This is a genomic window from Pseudomonas sp., from assembly GCF_051660785.1.
Classification (GTDB): domain Bacteria; phylum Pseudomonadota; class Gammaproteobacteria; order Pseudomonadales; family Pseudomonadaceae; genus Aquipseudomonas.
This window is the reverse complement of record NZ_JBOFQE010000059.1, coordinates 123,993-141,500: the sequence shown is the minus strand read 5'-3', so window position 1 is coordinate 141,500 and position 17,508 is coordinate 123,993. Positions and strand designations below refer to the sequence as shown.

The 17,508-nt window shown below is 57.7% G+C and carries 12 protein-coding genes and 3 pseudogenes; 10 read left to right on the top strand and 5 right to left on the bottom strand.

All coding sequences use genetic code 11. The features are described from left to right. Positions 1-15: 15 nt before the first annotated feature. The 6 genes and pseudogenes from ACRC4F_RS16290 to ACRC4F_RS16265 all read left to right on the top strand — a co-directional run. Positions 16-404 (top strand): annotated as a pseudogene (locus tag ACRC4F_RS16290) (malate:quinone oxidoreductase); the annotation flags it as partial. A gap of 272 nt (positions 405-676) precedes the next feature. Then, positions 677-2,101, top strand: a complete 1,425-nt coding sequence (locus ACRC4F_RS16285; protein ID WP_438660260.1) for an FAD-binding oxidoreductase — start codon at positions 677-679, stop codon at positions 2,099-2,101. A 23-nt stretch (positions 2,102-2,124) separates the two neighbouring features. Further along, positions 2,125-3,072 (top strand): LysR family transcriptional regulator, encoded by a 948-nt coding sequence (locus tag ACRC4F_RS16280; protein WP_438660259.1) that lies wholly within the window; start codon positions 2,125-2,127, stop codon positions 3,070-3,072. 47 nt (positions 3,073-3,119) lie between these two features. Then, positions 3,120-4,440, top strand: a pseudogene (locus ACRC4F_RS16275) (MFS transporter). A gap of 152 nt (positions 4,441-4,592) precedes the next feature. Beyond that, positions 4,593-5,918, top strand: a complete 1,326-nt coding sequence (locus tag ACRC4F_RS16270) for an OprD family porin (RefSeq protein WP_438660258.1) — start codon at positions 4,593-4,595, stop codon at positions 5,916-5,918. 70 nt (positions 5,919-5,988) lie between these two features. Continuing rightward, on the top strand, positions 5,989-6,633 hold the full coding sequence (locus ACRC4F_RS16265; RefSeq protein WP_438660257.1) for a TetR/AcrR family transcriptional regulator: 645 nt from the start codon (positions 5,989-5,991) through the stop codon (positions 6,631-6,633). 200 nt (positions 6,634-6,833) lie between these two features. Here the strand turns inward: ACRC4F_RS16265 and ACRC4F_RS16260 are convergent, their stop codons facing one another. From ACRC4F_RS16260 to ACRC4F_RS16250, 3 genes are all read right to left on the bottom strand, one after another. Further along, positions 6,834-7,199 (bottom strand): antibiotic biosynthesis monooxygenase family protein, encoded by a 366-nt coding sequence (locus ACRC4F_RS16260; RefSeq protein ID WP_438660256.1) that lies wholly within the window; start codon positions 7,197-7,199, stop codon positions 6,834-6,836. A 53-nt stretch (positions 7,200-7,252) separates the two neighbouring features. Next, positions 7,253-8,215, bottom strand: coding sequence for a zinc-dependent alcohol dehydrogenase family protein (locus tag ACRC4F_RS16255; RefSeq protein WP_438660255.1), 963 nt, complete (start codon positions 8,213-8,215; stop codon positions 7,253-7,255). A 204-nt stretch (positions 8,216-8,419) separates the two neighbouring features. Beyond that, the gene (locus ACRC4F_RS16250; protein WP_438660254.1) at positions 8,420-8,722 is read right to left on the bottom strand and encodes an ArsR/SmtB family transcription factor; all 303 of its coding nucleotides are present in this window, start codon (positions 8,720-8,722) and stop codon (positions 8,420-8,422) included. 382 nt (positions 8,723-9,104) lie between these two features. Here ACRC4F_RS16250 and ACRC4F_RS16245 point away from each other — a divergent pair, with 382 nt between their 5' ends. Beyond that, a complete protein-coding gene (locus ACRC4F_RS16245) occupies positions 9,105-9,923 on the top strand; it encodes an alpha/beta fold hydrolase (RefSeq protein WP_438660405.1) in 819 nt (272 codons plus the stop codon). Positions 9,924-10,122: 199 nt separating this feature from the next. Here ACRC4F_RS16245 and ACRC4F_RS16240 read toward each other — a convergent pair whose 3' ends face one another. Next, positions 10,123-10,680 (bottom strand): ATP-dependent Clp protease proteolytic subunit, encoded by a 558-nt coding sequence (locus tag ACRC4F_RS16240; protein ID WP_109632399.1) that lies wholly within the window; start codon positions 10,678-10,680, stop codon positions 10,123-10,125. A 264-nt stretch (positions 10,681-10,944) separates the two neighbouring features. Here ACRC4F_RS16240 and ACRC4F_RS16235 point away from each other — a divergent pair. Together ACRC4F_RS16235 and ACRC4F_RS16230 are read left to right on the top strand one after the other, a co-directional pair. Next, positions 10,945-11,106 (top strand): annotated as a pseudogene (locus ACRC4F_RS16235) (general stress protein); the annotation flags it as partial. A gap of 529 nt (positions 11,107-11,635) precedes the next feature. After that, positions 11,636-12,664, top strand: a complete 1,029-nt coding sequence (locus tag ACRC4F_RS16230) for a chemotaxis protein CheB (RefSeq protein ID WP_438660253.1) — start codon at positions 11,636-11,638, stop codon at positions 12,662-12,664. A 550-nt stretch (positions 12,665-13,214) separates the two neighbouring features. On the opposite strand, the gene ACRC4F_RS16225 is transcribed toward ACRC4F_RS16230, so the two are convergent. Further along, positions 13,215-14,234, bottom strand: coding sequence for an AbrB family transcriptional regulator (locus tag ACRC4F_RS16225; RefSeq protein ID WP_438660252.1), 1,020 nt, complete (start codon positions 14,232-14,234; stop codon positions 13,215-13,217). A 370-nt stretch (positions 14,235-14,604) separates the two neighbouring features. Here ACRC4F_RS16225 and ACRC4F_RS16220 point away from each other — a divergent pair, with 370 nt between their 5' ends. Next, positions 14,605-17,508: a sensor domain-containing phosphodiesterase gene (locus tag ACRC4F_RS16220; protein WP_438660251.1), complete on the top strand. Its 2,904-nt coding sequence runs from the start codon at positions 14,605-14,607 to the stop codon at positions 17,506-17,508.

Below are 17,508 nucleotides of genomic sequence, written 5' to 3'. Positions count from 1 at the left end.
TCATAGGCGGTAAAACCGATGGCAAAAACCCTTACTACTCTGCTTATGCTGTCTGACGAAGACCGCCTCAACGCTCTGAAAGAATACTTCCCGAACGCCAAGGCCGAAGACTGGCGCCTGTGGCAAGCCGGCCAACGCGTGCAAATCATCAAGCGTGATGAAGCGGCGGGTGGCGTGCTGAAACTGGGCACCGAGATCGTTGCTTCCGCTGACGGCTCGATCGCCGGCCTGCTGGGCGCATCGCCGGGCGCATCGACCTGCAGGAGTGGGCTTACACCGCCAAGGTGTTGGAGCTGACTCCGCCACCGGCGATTGGTCAGGTGGTAGCTCCGGCTGCTGCTCCGGCTGATGCTGATAAAGCGAAGGCGCCGAAGGCTAATGCGGCTAGTGATATGGCTTTGTAAGTAGAAGCTTGATTGGAAAAGCCCACTGAACCGGAGACGGTCAGTGGGCTTTTTTGTGGGCGGTGTTTTTCAAGGAGCAAATTCGTCAGCGCACCTGATGCTCCACGTCCCGAATCAATCGAGACGTCATCTGCCCCGGGGATAGGGCCATCTCAATTCTGCACAACCGCAAGCCCGGCCATGCGACTAAGATATGGCAACTCCACCCCCGTACTGGAATGCTTCGTCCACTGACGTTGCCCGGTACGAAAAAAACAACAGGAGATCCCTGCATGCAAGGCCCTGCGATCCGTACGTTTGATTTCAAATCGTTGCCGTCAACGCTGCTCGAAGAACTGACTGCCCTGCTGGGTGACCGGTTCAGTTCATCGGCAAGTGTTCGTGAGCATCACGGCAGTGACATTTCTGCCCTTGATCCCATGCCGCCGCAAGCCGTGGCCTTTGTGAACAGCCTTGCCGAGATCGTCAGCGTGCAGAAGGCTTGCCATCACCATCGAGTGCCGATTATTCCTTACGGCAGCGGCAGCTCGCTGGAAGGCTGGCTGCATGCGGTACATGGCGGCATCTGCATCGACGTGTCGGGCATGAACCAGATCATCGAAGTGCGTATCGACGATATGGACGTCACGGTGCAACCGGGCGTGACCCGCAAGCAGTTGAATGCCGCCTTGCACGGGACTGGCTTGTTCTTCCCTATCGATCCGGGTGCTGATGCCTCGTTGGGTGGCATGGCGGCCACTCGAGCTTCGGGGACCAACGCGGTGCGTTACGGAACGATGCGCGAAAACGTCCTGGCCATGACGGCGGTTCTTGCTGATGGTCGTACGGTGCAGACCGGCGGCCGGGCACGCAAATCGTCGGCGGGCTATGACCTGACCCACCTGTTGGTGGGGTCGGGCGGCACCTTGGCCACCATTGCCGAACTCACAGTGAAACTGCATCCGATTCCTGAAGCCATTTCGGCGGCGGTCTGCAATTTCCCCAGTGTGGATCAAGCGGTGCGCACGGTGATCCAGGCCATTCAGTTGGGCATACCGATGGCGCGTGTCGAGCTGATCGACGCACTGACGGTTCGCGCGCTGAATGCCTACAGCAAGACCACGCTGCAAGAAGCGCCTTCGCTGTTCTTCGAGCTGCATGGCTCCGAGTCTAGCGTCAAGGAACAAGTGGAAACGCTGCGCATGCTGGCCGACGAGCAGGGTGGTCGGGACTTTGAATGGGCGCTCCATCCTGAAGATCGCACCCGGCTGTGGCAGGCACGGCATGACGCTTACTTCGCCGCACTGGCGCTACGCCCGGGATGCCGCTCGGTGACGACCGATGCGGTTGTGCCTATCTCGCGGCTGGCTGAATGCATCGAGGCGACTGCCGCCGATCTGCAAGAGCACGATTTGTTGGCACCCATATTCGGCCACGTTGGCGATGGCAACTTCCACGCGGTAATCCTGATCGACCCGGATGATCCGGAGCAAGTTGAACGGGCTGCCGCTGTCGCGCACCGTCTGGCGGACCGCGCCATCACCATGAACGGTTCGTGTACTGGAGAACATGGCGTCGGCCTGACCAAGCAATCATTCCTGCTGGCGGAATTCGGTCAGAACTCGATAGACGCCATGGCTGCCATCAAGGCCGCGCTGGACCCGCAGCAATTGATGAACCCCGGGAAGATTTTTTCCCGTGGGACACCCGTAGCGTAAATCCCGTTGCAGGAGGTTCGCGTATGGAAATCCGTCAGCTCAGATACTTCATCGCCGTTGCCGATGCCGGCAGCCTTTCAGCGGCCGCCCGCAAGGTGCTTATTGCACAATCGGCGTTGAGCAAGCAGATGAGTGCATTGGAGGCCGAATTGGGTGTGGCGCTGTTCCATCGCGGCAATAGCGGTATCGCCATCAACGAGGCAGGCCAGGTGTTCTATGAGTACGCCTTGGGCATTCTCAAGCAACTGCGTGATGCCAAGGCGGCGGTCTTGCCGGGGCATGGGGTGCTGACGGGTTCCATCGTCGTGGCGCTGCCCCAGAGCGTGTCGCCGATCATTGCTCTGCCGCTGTTGCAGGCAGTTGGGCGGATCTACCCTCAGGTGGAGCTGCAACTGAATGAAGAATTGACCGGCAATCTGGTCGACCAGTTGATCCGGGGCAGTGTCGACATCGCGCTGTTCACGCCAACGGGATTGCCTGCGGAAGTGAGCTTCACGCCACTGATCGAAGAAGACCTCTACCTGATCCATCGCGCCAATGACCCCGAGGCGCCGCCGCCAGGCGAGGTGACCCTGGCCCAAGGGGTGGCGCGGCCGCTGGTCTTCCCCAGCAAGGCCCACAGCCACAGCACCCGCGCCGTCGTCGACCGGGCACTGGAACAGGAACAACGAGCGCCCGCCGCAGTGGCCATGGAAGTCAACTCGGTTTACATCCTTAAAAGTGCCGTCGAGGCTGGCATTGGGCCCACCATCATGCCGCTCAATCTGGTGGTGCGTGAGGTGGCCGAAGGACGTTTGGTTGCCCACCCTTTCTCTGCGCCCGGGGTGTTCCGGACACTGGGTATCTGCACCTGCGGAACGCGACCGCCCAGTAACCTGCGGACCTTGATTGCACAGTTGATAAGCAATGTCGTGCATGACATGTGCCGATCCGGCGAATGGCCGTCGACACGCCTGCTGCCGGCTGCCTGAACAAGCGTTTCATCTTCGCTTCGACAACAACAATAAAGAGGCTAGACATGAACCAACCTCCACTCCCAACGGGCGTGATGCCCGACCATGCCCTGAAATCAGCGTACCGCAAGACAGCCTGGCGGATTATCCCGCTGCTGATCGTCTGTTATCTGGTGGCTTATCTGGACCGGGTCAACGTCGGTTTCGCCAAATTGCAGATGCTCGACGATTTGAAATTCAGCGACGCCGTTTATGGTTTGGGCGCGGGCATTTTCTTCGTCGGCTACTTGATCTTCGAAATCCCCAGCAACATCGCGCTGCACCGGTTTGGCGCTCGCCGCTGGATCGCCCGCATCATGGTGACCTGGGGACTTTTGTCGGCAGCGATGATGTTCATCGAAACCCCAATGGCGTTCTACGCGCTGCGTTTACTGATCGGTATTGCCGAGGCGGGATTCTTTCCCGGCATCATCTTCTATCTCACCACCTGGTTTCCCAGCCATCGACGCGGGGTGATGACCGCCATGTTCATTACCGCCTTGCCGATCTCCAGCATGCTTGGCGCGCTGGTCTCGGGGTTCATTCTGCAACACCTCGACGGCGTGGCTGGCTACGCTGGCTGGCAATGGCTGTTTGTGATTGAAGGGCTGCCGGCAGTGGCACTGGGGGCCGCGGTGTTCTTCCTGCTGCGCGACAGAATCGCCGACGCTCATTGGCTGACGCCTGAAGAACGACAAGGCATGCAGGCGGCCATCGATCGTGAAGCCTCGCAGAAGCAGAGCCATCGCCTGCGCGACGGTTTGCTCAATCCACAGATCTGGCTGCTCGGCGCCGTGTATTTCTGCCTGGTGCTGGGCCAGTACGTGATCAGCTTCTGGCTGCCGACCATCATCCGAAACAGTGGCGTGCAACAACCAGCGGTTATCGGTGTGCTGAGTGCCATTCCCTATGCGGCCGCTGCCATCACTATGGTGCTGGTGGGACGGAGTTCCGAACCGGCGTGGAGAGTACCGCTGGCATCTGGCAATTTGCGCCGGTATCGGCGCACTGGGCATCGCCTTCGGCACTTACTTCGGCGACAACCCGTTGCTCGGCATGATCGGCCTGACCATAGGCACAGCGGCGATGGTCAGCAGCCTGCCGGTTTTTTGGGGCATGCCCAGCGCAGTGGTGGGTGGTGCAGCCGCAGCCACTGGCGTAGCGCTGATTAACTCACTGGGCAATATTGCCGGCTTCTTCAGCACGATTGTCGCGGGCTGGTTGACTCAAATGACCGGTAATACCCAGGCGGCAATGTACATCATGGCTTCAATACTGGTCGTTGGTGGCGTGCTTGGCTTGCTCGTTTACCACGTGCGTCCGGCGCCTGTCGCCCAGACCGTTTAAATAGCTGACGGTACTTCCGAGTTAATTGTAAAGCCTGAGAACCGAGGCCCACGTCCTCCCTGATGAAACTGTCAGGGACAGGCTGAACTCGTCTCGGAAGAATCTGCGCGCCTGAAAAACAACAACTAAAAAAACAACTGGAGCGAATAAAAATGAGAAGAACCTCCACGGTAGTGCTGTGGGCGATTGGCTGTTTGTTGGCCGGCCCAGGAACTGCATTCGCTGACTTCATAGCGGACAGCCAGGGAATTCTGAATGTGCGCAATTTCTACTTCAATAACGATTACAGAGATCAGCCAGGCCCCCAGGGACAAAGCAAACTACGCGAATGGGGTAATGCCTTCATGCTGGATCTCAAGTCAGGCTATACCGATGGCGCATTAGGCTTCGGGCTGGATGCGCTTGGTACTCTGGGTGTACGTCTGGACGGCGGCAAAGGCAATCATCGGGGCAGTTCGATGTTTCCCGATGACAGCGACGGGGCGGCGGTCCATGAGTTCAGCCGGCTTGGCGTCACCGCCAAGGCCCGACTATCAAACACCGAACTCAAGGTCGGTACGCTGCTCCCCAAACTGCCGATCCTGATTTCCAACGACGGCCGACTGCTCCCGCAAACATTCGAAGGCGCAATGCTGACTTCCAAACCACTCGACAGCCTGACGCTGGTGGGGGGACGCCTGAACAAAACCACCGGGCGAGCATCGACTAACGATTCGGGGCTGGCCGTTGCTGGAGGACGACGGGAAAGTAATAACTTCTCCTTCGCCGGCGCAGACTACCAATTCAACAAACAGCTTTTTCTACAGTACTACCATGCCCGACTCGAAGATTATTACGATCAAGACTTTCTTGGCCTGGTACACACTTTCCCCGTTACCGAAGGGCAAACATTCAAAACCGATTTACGCTACTTCCGAACCCGGGCCGAGGGTGAAAACGATAGCGCTCAAGGACGCGCGGCCGGTTACACCTTAAGTGGCTACGGTGATACGCCGGGGCGAATCGACAATGACACCTGGGCAGCAATGTTCACTTACAGTGCGGGCGGGCATTCGCTGATGGTCGGCTATCAGAGGGTGTCCTCCGGCAGCAACTTCACTCAATTGAACCAGGCCAGCACCGGCGAAGGTGCTGCGGGTGCCAGCACTTATCTGCCTACAGACAGATTTGCCTCGAGTTTCCTGCGGGCGGGAGAGGACACAGCGTTCGGCATGTATTCCTACAACTTCGTGGCTTCAGGATTGCCCGGCCTCACTGCGTCCGTCGGCTATTACCGAGGCGCCCAGATCAAACAATCGGGTGCCCCGGATGCTCAAGAGTGGGAGCGCGACATCATTGTCGATTACATCATTCAAAGCGGCGGCTTCAAGGGGGTCGGGTTCGGCCTCAGAAATGCGATGCTTCGAAGTGGAGTGCCCAGCGACGGTGCCCAGGATCAGACGCGACTGGTGATGTCCTACACGCTTGCCTTGTTTTGACTTCGAACTCCATCAAGGGCTTCCGTACTACAGCCCCGGCCGTGTTCGCGGCGGGGCAACGGTAATCACAATGACTAGAACTCCATGTACACCTGTCAGCAACGCTTCAGCGTCCAGGTTAGAGGCTATCCGTAGTGTCGCTTTGCGCATGTTCGTCAATGAGGGGTATCAATCCGTCAGCCTGCGTCAACTTGCCGAGCAAGCGGGTTTGCAAGCGGGTTCGCTGTATCACTACATCGAAAGCAAACATAGCCTGCTTTTCGACTTCATTCAGGAACATGAATATCGCCTGCTTCACTGCGTCAGCAAACTACCCCTCGCGCGTTTTGATCCAAAACCTGCACTCGAACATTATCTCGGCGCGTATCTGCGGTTCGCGTTGCCATGGCGTCAGTGGCACATACTGTCCAGGCGCGAGAGCTACTGTCTGGAGCCCGTTCAAAGGGCAAAAATAGATGCGCTGCGCGGCAAACAGGCGCAGATTCTGGGAGACATCATCGCATTGGGTATTGCGGGAAAACGGTTTCAGGTTGATGACCTTGATATCGCGGTAGCAGCCGTGCAGGCCATGCTGGATGGCGCGGTGCTGGGGACGCTCAGCAATGATTTTCGGACCGAGGTACTCATTAAAGGCCTGCAGCAAATGGTGATACGGTCACTGCTCTGTGTGGATGCTGAGCCAGACAAAGCAATCGTCGAGCCGACGCAACCATGATGCCTTGATATTCTGTGTGACCGATTGACGAAGGACACCAACGCACATGGAAATTGCCCCCCTGTGGCGAGGGAGCTTGCTCCCGCCGGGCTGCGGAGTAGCCCCATTTCTAACTGATTGACGTGTTCCAAAATGAAAAACAGCTTTGGGCTGAGGCGCACAGAACCTGCGCACCCAAAGCTGCTCCGAGCTAAATGAAACTAAAGCCAAAAACCTTTATTACTGGTTTTACCAATGCCAACGGCACTGTCAGGTTCATCATGTTCGCCAGTAGCAAAAGCGGCCCCCTCAATGTGATAAACCGTTGGTTCTTCCGAAAAATATTCCTGTAAGCCCTTCATGAACAGCCGATGGTCTTCACTCTCTTCGAAGCCTGGCGTGTGATCCTCAAGTGATTGCCATCGCACGATCAGGTTGAATAGCTCCGGTGTTTCGATGCCTTGCGCGAGCAGGTGACCACCGTAGCCCTTTGCGCGGCTGAGCAAGTGAGCGACCTCGGCAAATGCGCGTCTGAACGTTTCAATCTGTTCTTTGTGGACGGGGAGCAGAGCGATTTCATAAATCATGGCGTGCCTATAAGTGAGTTCAACGGTTAAAAATACGCACTGACAAGTTCCGCCTATGGCTCGATTGCAATGGCGATTTTTCCTTGGATACCGTTATTTGGACTTTCCAGCCGGGCATGGGCGAGCGCAAGGTCGGCAAGCGAATAGACGGCGCCAACATGTGGCCGTAGTTGACCGCGCTCTATCAGTGCGCTCAGCTCATCGAGCTTGCCTCGATTCTGTCTTGTGAAAACGAAGTGATAACTGGCGTTCTTGCCCCAGGCCTGAACGACGTTTTGTGGCTGTGCAATGTCCACAATCGTGACCACGCGGCCTAGTTGTGCGAGCGCGTCGGGGCTGCGCGACAACGTATTGCCGCCGATGGTGTCGAACACAACATCGACTCCGCGGCCACCCGTTTCCCGCAGGATGGCGTCGACATAATCCTCCTTTTCATAGTCGATGATCACGTCGGCCCCCAAGCTTCGTACAAACTCGACGTTCGCTTCGCGCACGGTCGTGAACACCTTTGCTCCCATGGCTTTTGCCATTTGGATCGCCACATGACCGACTCCTCCCGCGCCGCCATGTACCAGGATGCTTTCTCCCACTCTGAGCGCCGCACGCACGATCAGTGCTTCCCACGCCGTACCGCCAACCAGGGTCAGGCTTGCCGCCTCAAGATGGCTCAGCGAGGCAGGCTTTTTCCCGATAATGCTTTCGGCAGCAACGTGGTACTCGGCATAACTTCCTGGCCCGTCGAATATTTGCGGGGTGTACCAGACTTCGTCTCCGGGAACGAAGGACGTCACACCCGGCCCAATTGCCTCGACGACGCCCGATACGTCATGCCCTGTAATGGCAGGCAGTTGCACCAGGTCCGGGTAGTCGCCACGTCGAACCTGGTAATCCAGCGGATTGATGGAGGTTGCGTGGACCCGGACCAGGACTTGTCCCGTATGCGGCACTGGCTTGGGCACCTCGCAAAGTTCGAATGCTTCAGGCCCGCCAAATGATTTAAGTATCATCGCTTTCATTTTCGATCCTCATTTCGATAAAAAGGGATATCGGGAAATCTCGATATCTCAGGGTAAAAAAATTAACAATTCTGTCCCTACGCCGAGAATCCTGGCCGATGTGCATTCGCTCGGACGGACTCGACTCGTGTGTTATTTCATGGCTAATCCTCATTTCGGTAAAAAGGGATATCGGGAATTCTCGATGTGGTAGGGTAAAAAATTTTACAGCTCTTTTCCTATGATCTCCGCCAGAACAGCGATAGCTGCTTCATTCCGCTTGTAGTAGGTCCACTGACCGATGCGCGTGACGTCGACCAAACCCACTCGTTGCAGCGTTGCAAGATAATCAGAAACCGTTGACTGCGACAGCCCGACGCCTTCCTGAATACTACTGACGCAGACGCCCACCGTAAGAACGTCACCTTCGTCCTGCGGAGGAAAGTTCTTGGCGGGATCCTTCAAGCCTTTCAAGATTTCAAGGCGTGTACGGTTCGAGAGAGCTTTGAATATTTCGAGTAATTCCATGCGCCGATAATATCGGCATTTCCCGATATGTCAATGTGAGAGTACAGGCGTTTTTGTGTCGGGCGCCACTCATACCAAAGCGTTAATTTGAAAAACCCATGTCCAGTGGTCACTGCCATTGTTTGCTCATAGATTCTCAGTTGCCGAGGGGCGGTGCCGTCGTCGGTCGGACTGTCTCAGGCCTTGCAGGCGCTACCTTGAGAACTCACATGAGGTGTCGAAAATGACTGATGAAACGAGCGGAACCACCCGCAGAACATTGATGACGACCGGCGCCATGGCCGCAGCCCTGGCCGTGACGATTCCTGCGCTGGCGGCGCAGCCGGCTCAGGCAACCGTGCCAGCGGGCAGCAAAAGCGATAGCGATGCCAGTGGCACGGGGATGATCACGGTCAAGGATGGCACGCGGATTTTCTACAAGGACTGGGGCACCGGACAGCCGATCGTGTTCCATCACGGCTGGCCTCTGTCCAGTGACGACTGGGATGCACAGATGCTGTATTTCCTCAGCAAGGGCTTTCGTGTCATTGCTCACGATCGCCGTGGCCATGGCCGCTCGTCTCAGACCGCTGTCGGCAACGAGATGGATACCTATGCCGCCGATGTTGCGCAACTGATGGCGCATCTGGACATCAGAAATGCCGTGCATATCGGTCACTCCACCGGTGGCGGTGAGGTGGCGCGCTATGTGGCGCGTCATGGTCGTGGTCGCGTCGCCAAAGCGGTGCTTATCGGTGCTGTGCCGCCGATCATGGTGCGCACCGCGAACAATCCCGGTGGCCTGCCTCTCGAAGTGTTCGATGGTTTGCGTAAAGCCCTGGCTGACAATCGCGCCCAGTTTTATCGGGATTTTCCCACGGGTCCGTTCTATGGCTTCAATCGCCCGGGCGCGAACGTCTCCCAGGCCATCATTGAAAACTGGTGGCGCCAGGGCATGAGCGGTGGGGTCAAGGCGCAATACGACTGCATTCAAGCGTTCTCGGAAACCGACTTTACCGAAGATTTGAAGAACATCGATGTGCCGACCCTGGTGCTGCACGGCGAAGACGATCAGATCGTGCCGATCGCCGACTCGGCACACCTGGCAATCAAGCTGCTCAAACAGGGCACACTGAAAACCTATACTGGCTTGCCCCATGGCATGTGCACCACCCATGCCGACGTGATCAACCCGGATCTTCTAGCGTTCATCAAAAGTTGATGTTCGCGTTTCTGGTGCCAAATCGAAATGAGCGGTAAATCGGGGGCGTTGGATCAGGCAGATCCGCAGGAGTAGGTGAGAGCGTTGTTCAAACGCGACGCGCCGTAAAAAGCCCACTGAACCGGTGACGTTCAGGGGGCTTTTTTACGTCCGGAATTCGGACCGTGACGCTAAGGCTGACAAGTGTTTTTCAGATCGATCATCCACCACTGACTTTCCAGTGTTTGACGTCATCGGCAAACACCATCTGCTTCATCTCATGAGCAATGCCATAGGCCAGCGACTCGTGGGCGGCGATGACTTTTTCCTCCGCGGACAAGCAATGAAAAATATCAAGTTTGGTCGCGGCGTCAGCGGTTTCGAGCATGAAGATTTGCACGTAGCGTGCGAGGTCGTTATCGAGGCTGGACAGGTATTCGCGCAGACGTTGATGGTCGACGGATTTTTGGCTGAAGTACCAGTTCATCGGGTGAATCAGGAAGCGTGCATGAGGTGATGTAATGCGTCGACCTGCCGCCAGAAACATGATGATTCCCATGGATTCGATGTTGCCGGCGTTGATTGCGCAAAGCGGTACGGGCAATGACTTCAGGAACGTGTAGAGCGTGAAGCCGAAATTGGTGCTCCCCCCACAAGTGGACAGGTTCAGGAGAAGGGAGGTGGCGCCCTGATCAATGGCCTCAAGGCAGGTATCCCTGAAGCGTTCTGCCGTTGCCTGGTCGATCTGGCAATGAAAATGCACAATGTGTTCAGTCATCGATTGACCTCCTGAGTGCAGTGCCTGGAGGGCGTATATGCGTTATCAAGTCTAGTAAACATCGAACATCCGGTGTGAAAAGGCGGCGTAAGGTCCCCCCGATGGAAAGGACATGCCGTCAGTCGAATGCGCATCTTTTTGATGGAACCAAATGCCCGAATCCGCTCGTCGCGAGCCCCGACTATTGGTTCAAACTTTCTGATGCGGGCATCCTCCGAATTAGACGAGCCCATGCTCGTGCTAACGATGTAGAGGTGAATCAAAATGGCCAATACAGGAAATAAAAATCCAGGCAATTTTTCCAACGACCCGGACAAGGCTTCTGAAGCCGGCAAGAAAGGCGGAGGAGCCTCCGGCGGAAATTTCGCCAATGATCCACAACGGGCGTCTGAAGCAGGCCAGAAAGGTGGTCAAGCTTCCGGCGGACAGCCATCGCGCGATCGCGACCGCATGTCCGGAGGCGGGCAAGGTACAAATCGCGGCGGCGAATTTGCCGACGATAAGGAAAACATGTCCAAACCCGGCCAAAAAGGCGGCCAGGCTTCAGGCGGACAACAAGCCAACAAGGCTGATCAGTCGTCCGGCGGTGGGCAAAGCGGGCGCACCGGCAATCTTGCCGATGATCGCGACAAGTCCTCTGATACAGGACGCAACGATGGCGGGATGAGCGGAGGGGGAGGTCGTAAATCCTGATGTCGTCTGACGCCGTCAAGCCCCGATTTTTCGGGGCTTGATTTTGTCTGCGTCATTTTCATGCGAAAAGCGCCACAGGCGATCCTTTGAGCAGGCGTCCTGTTGATTCCCGAAAAAGGGACTTGGGGTGAATCGACAGGAAGAAAGTGGAAGTTCAGTCGCCGGGCTAATCTTTAATTGCTCGTCTCGCCAGTTGCGGGCCTGATTCGCTCGGTCCTGAGGTGTCCTGCGAGTTTGAGTTTTCTCTGGCTGGAGGCGCCCCGTGACCGATGAACTGGATGCAAGTGTGCGAAACATCGTGGTCATCGGCACCTCGGCAGGTGGCGTTCAGGCACTGATCGCCTTGTTTGAAAATCTGCCCGCCGATGTACCCGCTGCCTTTTTGGTGGTGCTGCACATTCCCGCCCATGAACCCAGCGTCCTTCACCGCATTCTTTCCAGAGTGACCAGCATGCGGGTTGTGGCGGCTAAAGACGGCCAGCGGATTGAAGCGCGCACAGTCTATGTCGCCATTGCGGATCGCCACCTGATGTTGACGGAGGATGGAATACGACTGACGCGTGGACCGAAGGAGTGTCGTGCCCGGCCAGCAGTCGATGTGCTGTTTCGCTCGGCCGCCGTTCACTATGGCGCTCGGGTCATCGGCGTCATCCTGTCTGGTGCACTGGACGATGGCACAGCAGGGATGTGGGCGGTCAAGGACCGCGGTGGATTGACCTATGTGCAGGATCCTTCCGAAGCCATGCTGAGTTCGATGCCCGACAGTGCAATTGAGCACGTGGACATTGACCTGATTGGCTCAACGGCAGTGCTCGCCGCCGAACTCTCCAAAGCGGTTGGCAGCCTGATAGACGGCCAACCCACACACGATGTAAGAGCCCGACATGTCATCGAGAACGTGATCTCCTTGAAAGGGAACGGCCTCGAAGCCGGCGTAATGGGCTTAGGTAAAATGTCCCAATTCACCTGTCCGGATTGTCATGGCGTCCTCGTGCAAATCGAGGAGGGCAACATCGTCAGGTTTCGTTGCCACACCGGCCATGCCTTCTCTGTGAAGTCGCTCATCTGTGAGGTCAATGAGGCGATCGACAGCGGGCTTTGGGACACATTAAGGGCGGTGGAGGAAAGGATCCTGTTGTTGCGCCAAATGGCTGAACAGGCAACGGCTGTGGGCGCCGCCGGGGACGCCACTGAATGCTCCCACCAGGCCGATCTCGCCGAAAAACGCCTGAAGCCATTACGCGCGTTGGTGCTCGATCCCAAGTTTTTTGGTCACGATGACGATAAATAGTGCGGGTGGCGTTTCCCGTTTGAATGTGTCAATTCGAAAAAACTCCACGATGCCGCCGAACGCGCCCTCGACCACTAAACCTGCATAAATCCCGATGTAGCAGCTGTCGAGCCTGCGAGGCTGCGTCCGAGGACGAAGTCCTCGCAAACCCGGCAAACGCGGTATTCCTGCAAGACCTATACGCCTGATCTTACGACTGCTTCGTCCGAACGCGGCCCGAACCGGACGCAGCGTCGCGCTGCTCGGCAGCAGCTACCCGTCACGCGTTCTGATCCGTATTTTCCTTCGCCATCTGCATCTGTAATGTACCCGGCCTGCAGCTCACAATGACGCCACGGTCCGCATTCGCGCAGTCACTGCACCGTAAACTCATAATGTAGGAGGCCCTATGGGCAAGATGGCAATTTTCCTCGGTGGATTTCTGGTGTTAACCATTTTGATCGGTGCCTTGGCCACAATCTCCCCCGCTTAGTTCCGTCCTTTCCCAGCAAGAAGCACAACGCCTCCAGATTGGGAGGCGTTGCGGGTTTGCGGGTAAAACTGACGCTGATCACACATCTTCCCGCAAGCGCCGCGCCTGCACGATCAACGCTGGCGCAAAGTGCAGCACGATCATGCGCATCAGGTGATGGGTCAGGATAAACACCACATTCAGCCCGCCACTGAACGCGACGATGGCGATGGTTTCGATCGCGCCCGGCATGTACGCCAGCCACAACGACAAGGGATCGTTGCCGAGCACCCGCCCGGCCACGCCGGCAAACGCCGCTGCGATCACCAGCATCAGGCCGACGGCGATCAGCCCGGCGCGGCCGTGGCGGACAAGTTCGACGAAGGTGATGTCCTTGAATTTCGAGCCAATCAGCACGCCAATGAGGACGGAGGCAGAGTCGACACTCCACGGCGGCAGGTGGAATGTCTGGAGGTAGCCCAGCTTGATGTAGGCGCCGGTGAGCACGATCGCGGTGAGCATGAACGGTGCCGGTACGCCGACGCTCAGCAGCAGGCGGCCGAGCAACAGGCACAAGGCGATCAGCGACAACAGGGTCAGCGTCGTGCTCCAGTCCAGCGGACCGCTCTGGGCAAGCGCGACGTCGAGGTGGCCGGGAATGCAAAAACTGACCAGCAAGGTAATCGACAACAACCGGACCAGGTGCACGACAATCACTTTACTGGACGCGCGTTCGGACTCGATCAGGTCGAAGACAGCGGCGAGTGCGCCCGGATACACGGATAACAGCGAATCTTTCAGGTTCCAGCCCGAGACTCTGAACAACCAGAATCCGGCCACGGTGCTCTGGACCGCCAGGCACAGCAGCATGAAACCTAGGCTGGGCAACATGGCCGCCACTGTCTGGTTGTTCCACGAGGTGAACATCAGACCGGTCGCGATCCCCAGCACGATTTGCACGTAACCAAGGCCGAACGGCAGTGGGGGGGAGAATCGCAAGTTGCTGGCAATCAACGCGCTCGCGAGGATCGAGCCCAGCAACAAGCCGTGGGGGATGCCAGCGTGTTGCAGCACGGTGCCGACGCCGGCGGCGATCAGCAAACACAACAGGGTTTTCATGAGTCTTCCTTGATTCGTGTAGTTCGCCAACGCTTCCATTTGGCCCCCGCACGTTTTCCCACTTAATGGCGTGGAGCGTCAAGCACGCACGATGCTTGATGCCGTTTCCGATTTCATGCCTGCCGCAAAAGCCGGGAGGCAGGGCGGGATTTGGCTGATTAGACACGTCACGCTCGACAACGTCTGGCGCTCGGGAGTTGCAGCGGTTCTCGCTGGGGTTTAGGAAGGTTTACGAGCCAGGGGGGCAGCGAGCACTAAAGTGAACAAACCCGTTGAAAAAAACTTATATAAGCTTTAAATGGAGGGCACGCCGGCACATTGCTAGCAATCAGTAAGCGAGTATCGCCAGTTTTTGGCTCAGGGAGCGCTGATGAGTTTTCGTCCATTGACCGACTCACCGCGGCAATCGAACGACTGGAATGTTTTCTCATCTCAACTGAAAGGGAACTCGGATATTGTCGGCAAGGTTTGCGCCGGCAACGAGGACACTATCGAACGACTGTTGGACTCAGCGCGCAACTGGGCTCATACCACTGCGTGGGTGGTTTACCGTGCCGGTGAACAAATGTATCGGGTCGGGCAGGGCGACCCGGGTTCGCAATGGCCGTCGAGTATTGCGAATGAAGAGTTCGAAGCCTTTTGCCTGACCCGGCACTTGCACCGCTGGCCGACCGGCATGGGCGAAAGTGTGCTGGGTTGGCTACTTGCGCCAGCCAGTGATGCTGCGCATCCGGCACTTGCCGAGTTCGCCCAGAGCCTGGGCATTCAGGAACAGACCAATACCCTTGCGCGCGCGCAGATAACGCAGCGTGTGCTGTACGAAATTACCTATCTGGCCAGTTCGACTCGTGACCGCTCAGTGTTCCTGGTCGGGGTTCATCGGCTGCTGGCGAGCCTGATCGACGCCGAGAATTTTTACCTCGCGCTGTATGACCCGCACAGCGGCAAGATTGACTACCCGTATTACGTCGACATCATCGACGTTGATGCCGTCGAGGCCGAACACTACGAATACCTAGACCCTACGCACCTGTCGTTGACCGGCCAGGTGTTGACCAGTGGCCAGCCGTTGCTGATCGACGCCGCCGGCATTCTTGCGGCTCAGGCCGAGCACCGTTTCTACTGCGTGGGTGATCGTCCCGAGTTCTGGATGGGCGCACCGTTGAAAAACGCCTCGGACGATGTGTTCGGCATGCTTGCGATGCAGGTCTACGACGTTTCGCGTACCTACAGCGCTGAGGACCGCGCGCTGTTTCTGGTAGTAGCCCGCCACGTGGCCATGGCGCTGGACCGGATTCTGCACCGCGAGGACCTGGAAGCGACGGTGATGCGTCGCACCCTTGAGCTTTCGGCACTCAACGACGCATTGAGGCAGGAAGTGGCAGAGCGAGAGCGTGCCGAACACCTGCAGAGCGCGCTGTTCCAGATTGCTGAGCTGTCGAGCCAGCCTGGCGACATGGCTGAGTTGTTTGAAACCTTGCATGGCATCGTCGGCGATCTGCTGTTCGCGCAGAATTTCTATATCGCGCTGTTCGACGACGCGACCGGTGAAGTGACCTTTCCGTATTACGTTGATGAGCGGCAGACGACTTGCCCGGTGGCACGGCGTGGGAGCCGGGGCTTGACCGAGTACGTTATCCGTCAGCGTCGACCTTGCCTGATAGACGCCGACGAAGCTGAGCGATTGACTGCGCACGGTGAAATCGAAGTGGCCGATGCGTATTTGCAATCCCATTCCTGGCTGGGCATTCCCTTGTTCGATGGCGATGTGGTGCGTGGCGTGCTGGCGGTGCAAAGCTACACCTCACAAGTGCGCTACACCCTGCGTGACCAGGAACTGCTGACGTTCGTGTCGCGACACATCGACACGGCGTTATCGCGACGCACGGCCGCCGAGGCGATCCATGCCGCCAACCTAAAGCTTGAGGCGCGGGTGCAGAACCGCACCCGCGAGCTCGATCACGCTAATGCCAAGTTGCAACACGAAAACTCCCACGATGCGCTGACCGGGCTGCCAAATCGTACCTACCTGCAACAGCGCCTCAATCTGGCCTGGTCGCGGTTCGGCAGCGAAGGCGGGCCGCTGGCAGTGATGTTCATCGACCTCGATCGATTCAAGATGGTCAACGACAGCCTCGGCCACCATTTTGGCGACCTGCTGTTGATGCAGGCCGCCCACCGTTTGCGCGGTTGTTTGCGCGAAACCGACATGCTGGCGCGCCTGGGGGGCGATGAGTTTTCGGTGCTCGCTCCCGAGGCACCGCTGGACGTCGTGATCGAAATCGCCGAACGGATCCTGGTGGCGTTTGACTTGCCGTTTTTAATCAATGGGCATGAGGTTTTTTCGTCCTGCAGCATCGGTATCGTCAGCGCCGACAGGCAGTTCCATCATGAACCCGCCGACTTGCTGCGTGATGCCGATGCGGCGATGTACCGGGTCAAGAGTGCCGGTCGCGACAGTTACGCGGTGTTCAACCAGGAAGTGCGCCGTGAAGTCTCGGACCAGGTCGAGCGAGAAGGGGCCTTGCGCAACGCGCTCAAGCGTACCGACGAACTGCTGCCGTATTTCCAGCCGATTGTCAGCGTCGAAAGTGGCGAACTGGTGGCCCTCGAAGCGCTGATCCGTTGGCATCAGCCGGGCGGTCGGGTGATCGCACCGGGCGAATTTTTGCCCGACGTCGAGGGTCTGCGCCTGATCGGCCGACTGGACCTGTACATGCTCACCAGCATTGCCGTAATCCTCGCCCAACCCCAGCACGCCAACTGGCCACCGGTGCACGTCAATTGTTCCAGCTACAGCATGACGCGCCCGGACTTCGCCAGTGATGTGCTTGCATTGCTGGCCCAACACCGGGTCGCGCCGTCGCGCATCTGCCTGGAGTTGACCGAAGGTGCGCTGGTCGCTGAACCGGCCATTGCGCGACGGACCATGCAGCAGTTGGCCGACAACGGCATGTCGGTGGTGCTCGATGACTTCGGTGCGGGGTTTTCATCCCTGAGCTATGTGCATCAGTACCGTTTCAGCGGCTTGAAGATCGACAAATCATTCATCCTCGAGTTGACTACCAGTCCGCGCAGTCGCGCGATCGTTCGAGCAATCGTGCGGATGGCCGAATCACTGGACCTGAGTGTGGTGGCCGAAGGCGTCGAGGATGAAGCGACACTGGAGTTGCTGCGCGAGATGGGCGCAGGGCAGGCTCAGGGGTATTATTTCGCCAAACCGATGGGGTTGCAGGCGTTGCTGGCGAGTTCGCTGCTCGGGCGTCAGGGTTGA

What these genes read in the sequence shown, in the direction of transcription:
- ACRC4F_RS16285 (WP_438660260.1), top strand. Translation starts at nt 677, where the DNA reads ATGCAAGGCCCTGCGATCCGTACGTTTGATTTCAAATCGTTGCCGTCA.
- ACRC4F_RS16280 (WP_438660259.1), top strand. Translation starts at nt 2,125, where the DNA reads ATGGAAATCCGTCAGCTCAGATACTTCATCGCCGTTGCCGATGCCGGC.
- ACRC4F_RS16270 (WP_438660258.1), top strand. Translation starts at nt 4,593, where the DNA reads ATGAGAAGAACCTCCACGGTAGTGCTGTGGGCGATTGGCTGTTTGTTG.
- ACRC4F_RS16265 (WP_438660257.1), top strand. Translation starts at nt 5,989, where the DNA reads ATGACTAGAACTCCATGTACACCTGTCAGCAACGCTTCAGCGTCCAGG.
- ACRC4F_RS16260 (WP_438660256.1), bottom strand. Translation starts at nt 7,199, where the DNA reads ATGATTTATGAAATCGCTCTGCTCCCCGTCCACAAAGAACAGATTGAA.
- ACRC4F_RS16255 (WP_438660255.1), bottom strand. Translation starts at nt 8,215, where the DNA reads ATGAAAGCGATGATACTTAAATCATTTGGCGGGCCTGAAGCATTCGAA.
- ACRC4F_RS16250 (WP_438660254.1), bottom strand. Translation starts at nt 8,722, where the DNA reads ATGGAATTACTCGAAATATTCAAAGCTCTCTCGAACCGTACACGCCTT.
- ACRC4F_RS16245 (WP_438660405.1), top strand. Translation starts at nt 9,105, where the DNA reads ATGATCACGGTCAAGGATGGCACGCGGATTTTCTACAAGGACTGGGGC.
- ACRC4F_RS16240 (WP_109632399.1), bottom strand. Translation starts at nt 10,680, where the DNA reads ATGACTGAACACATTGTGCATTTTCATTGCCAGATCGACCAGGCAACG.
- ACRC4F_RS16225 (WP_438660252.1), bottom strand. Translation starts at nt 14,234, where the DNA reads ATGAAAACCCTGTTGTGTTTGCTGATCGCCGCCGGCGTCGGCACCGTG.
- ACRC4F_RS16220 (WP_438660251.1), top strand. Translation starts at nt 14,605, where the DNA reads ATGAGTTTTCGTCCATTGACCGACTCACCGCGGCAATCGAACGACTGG.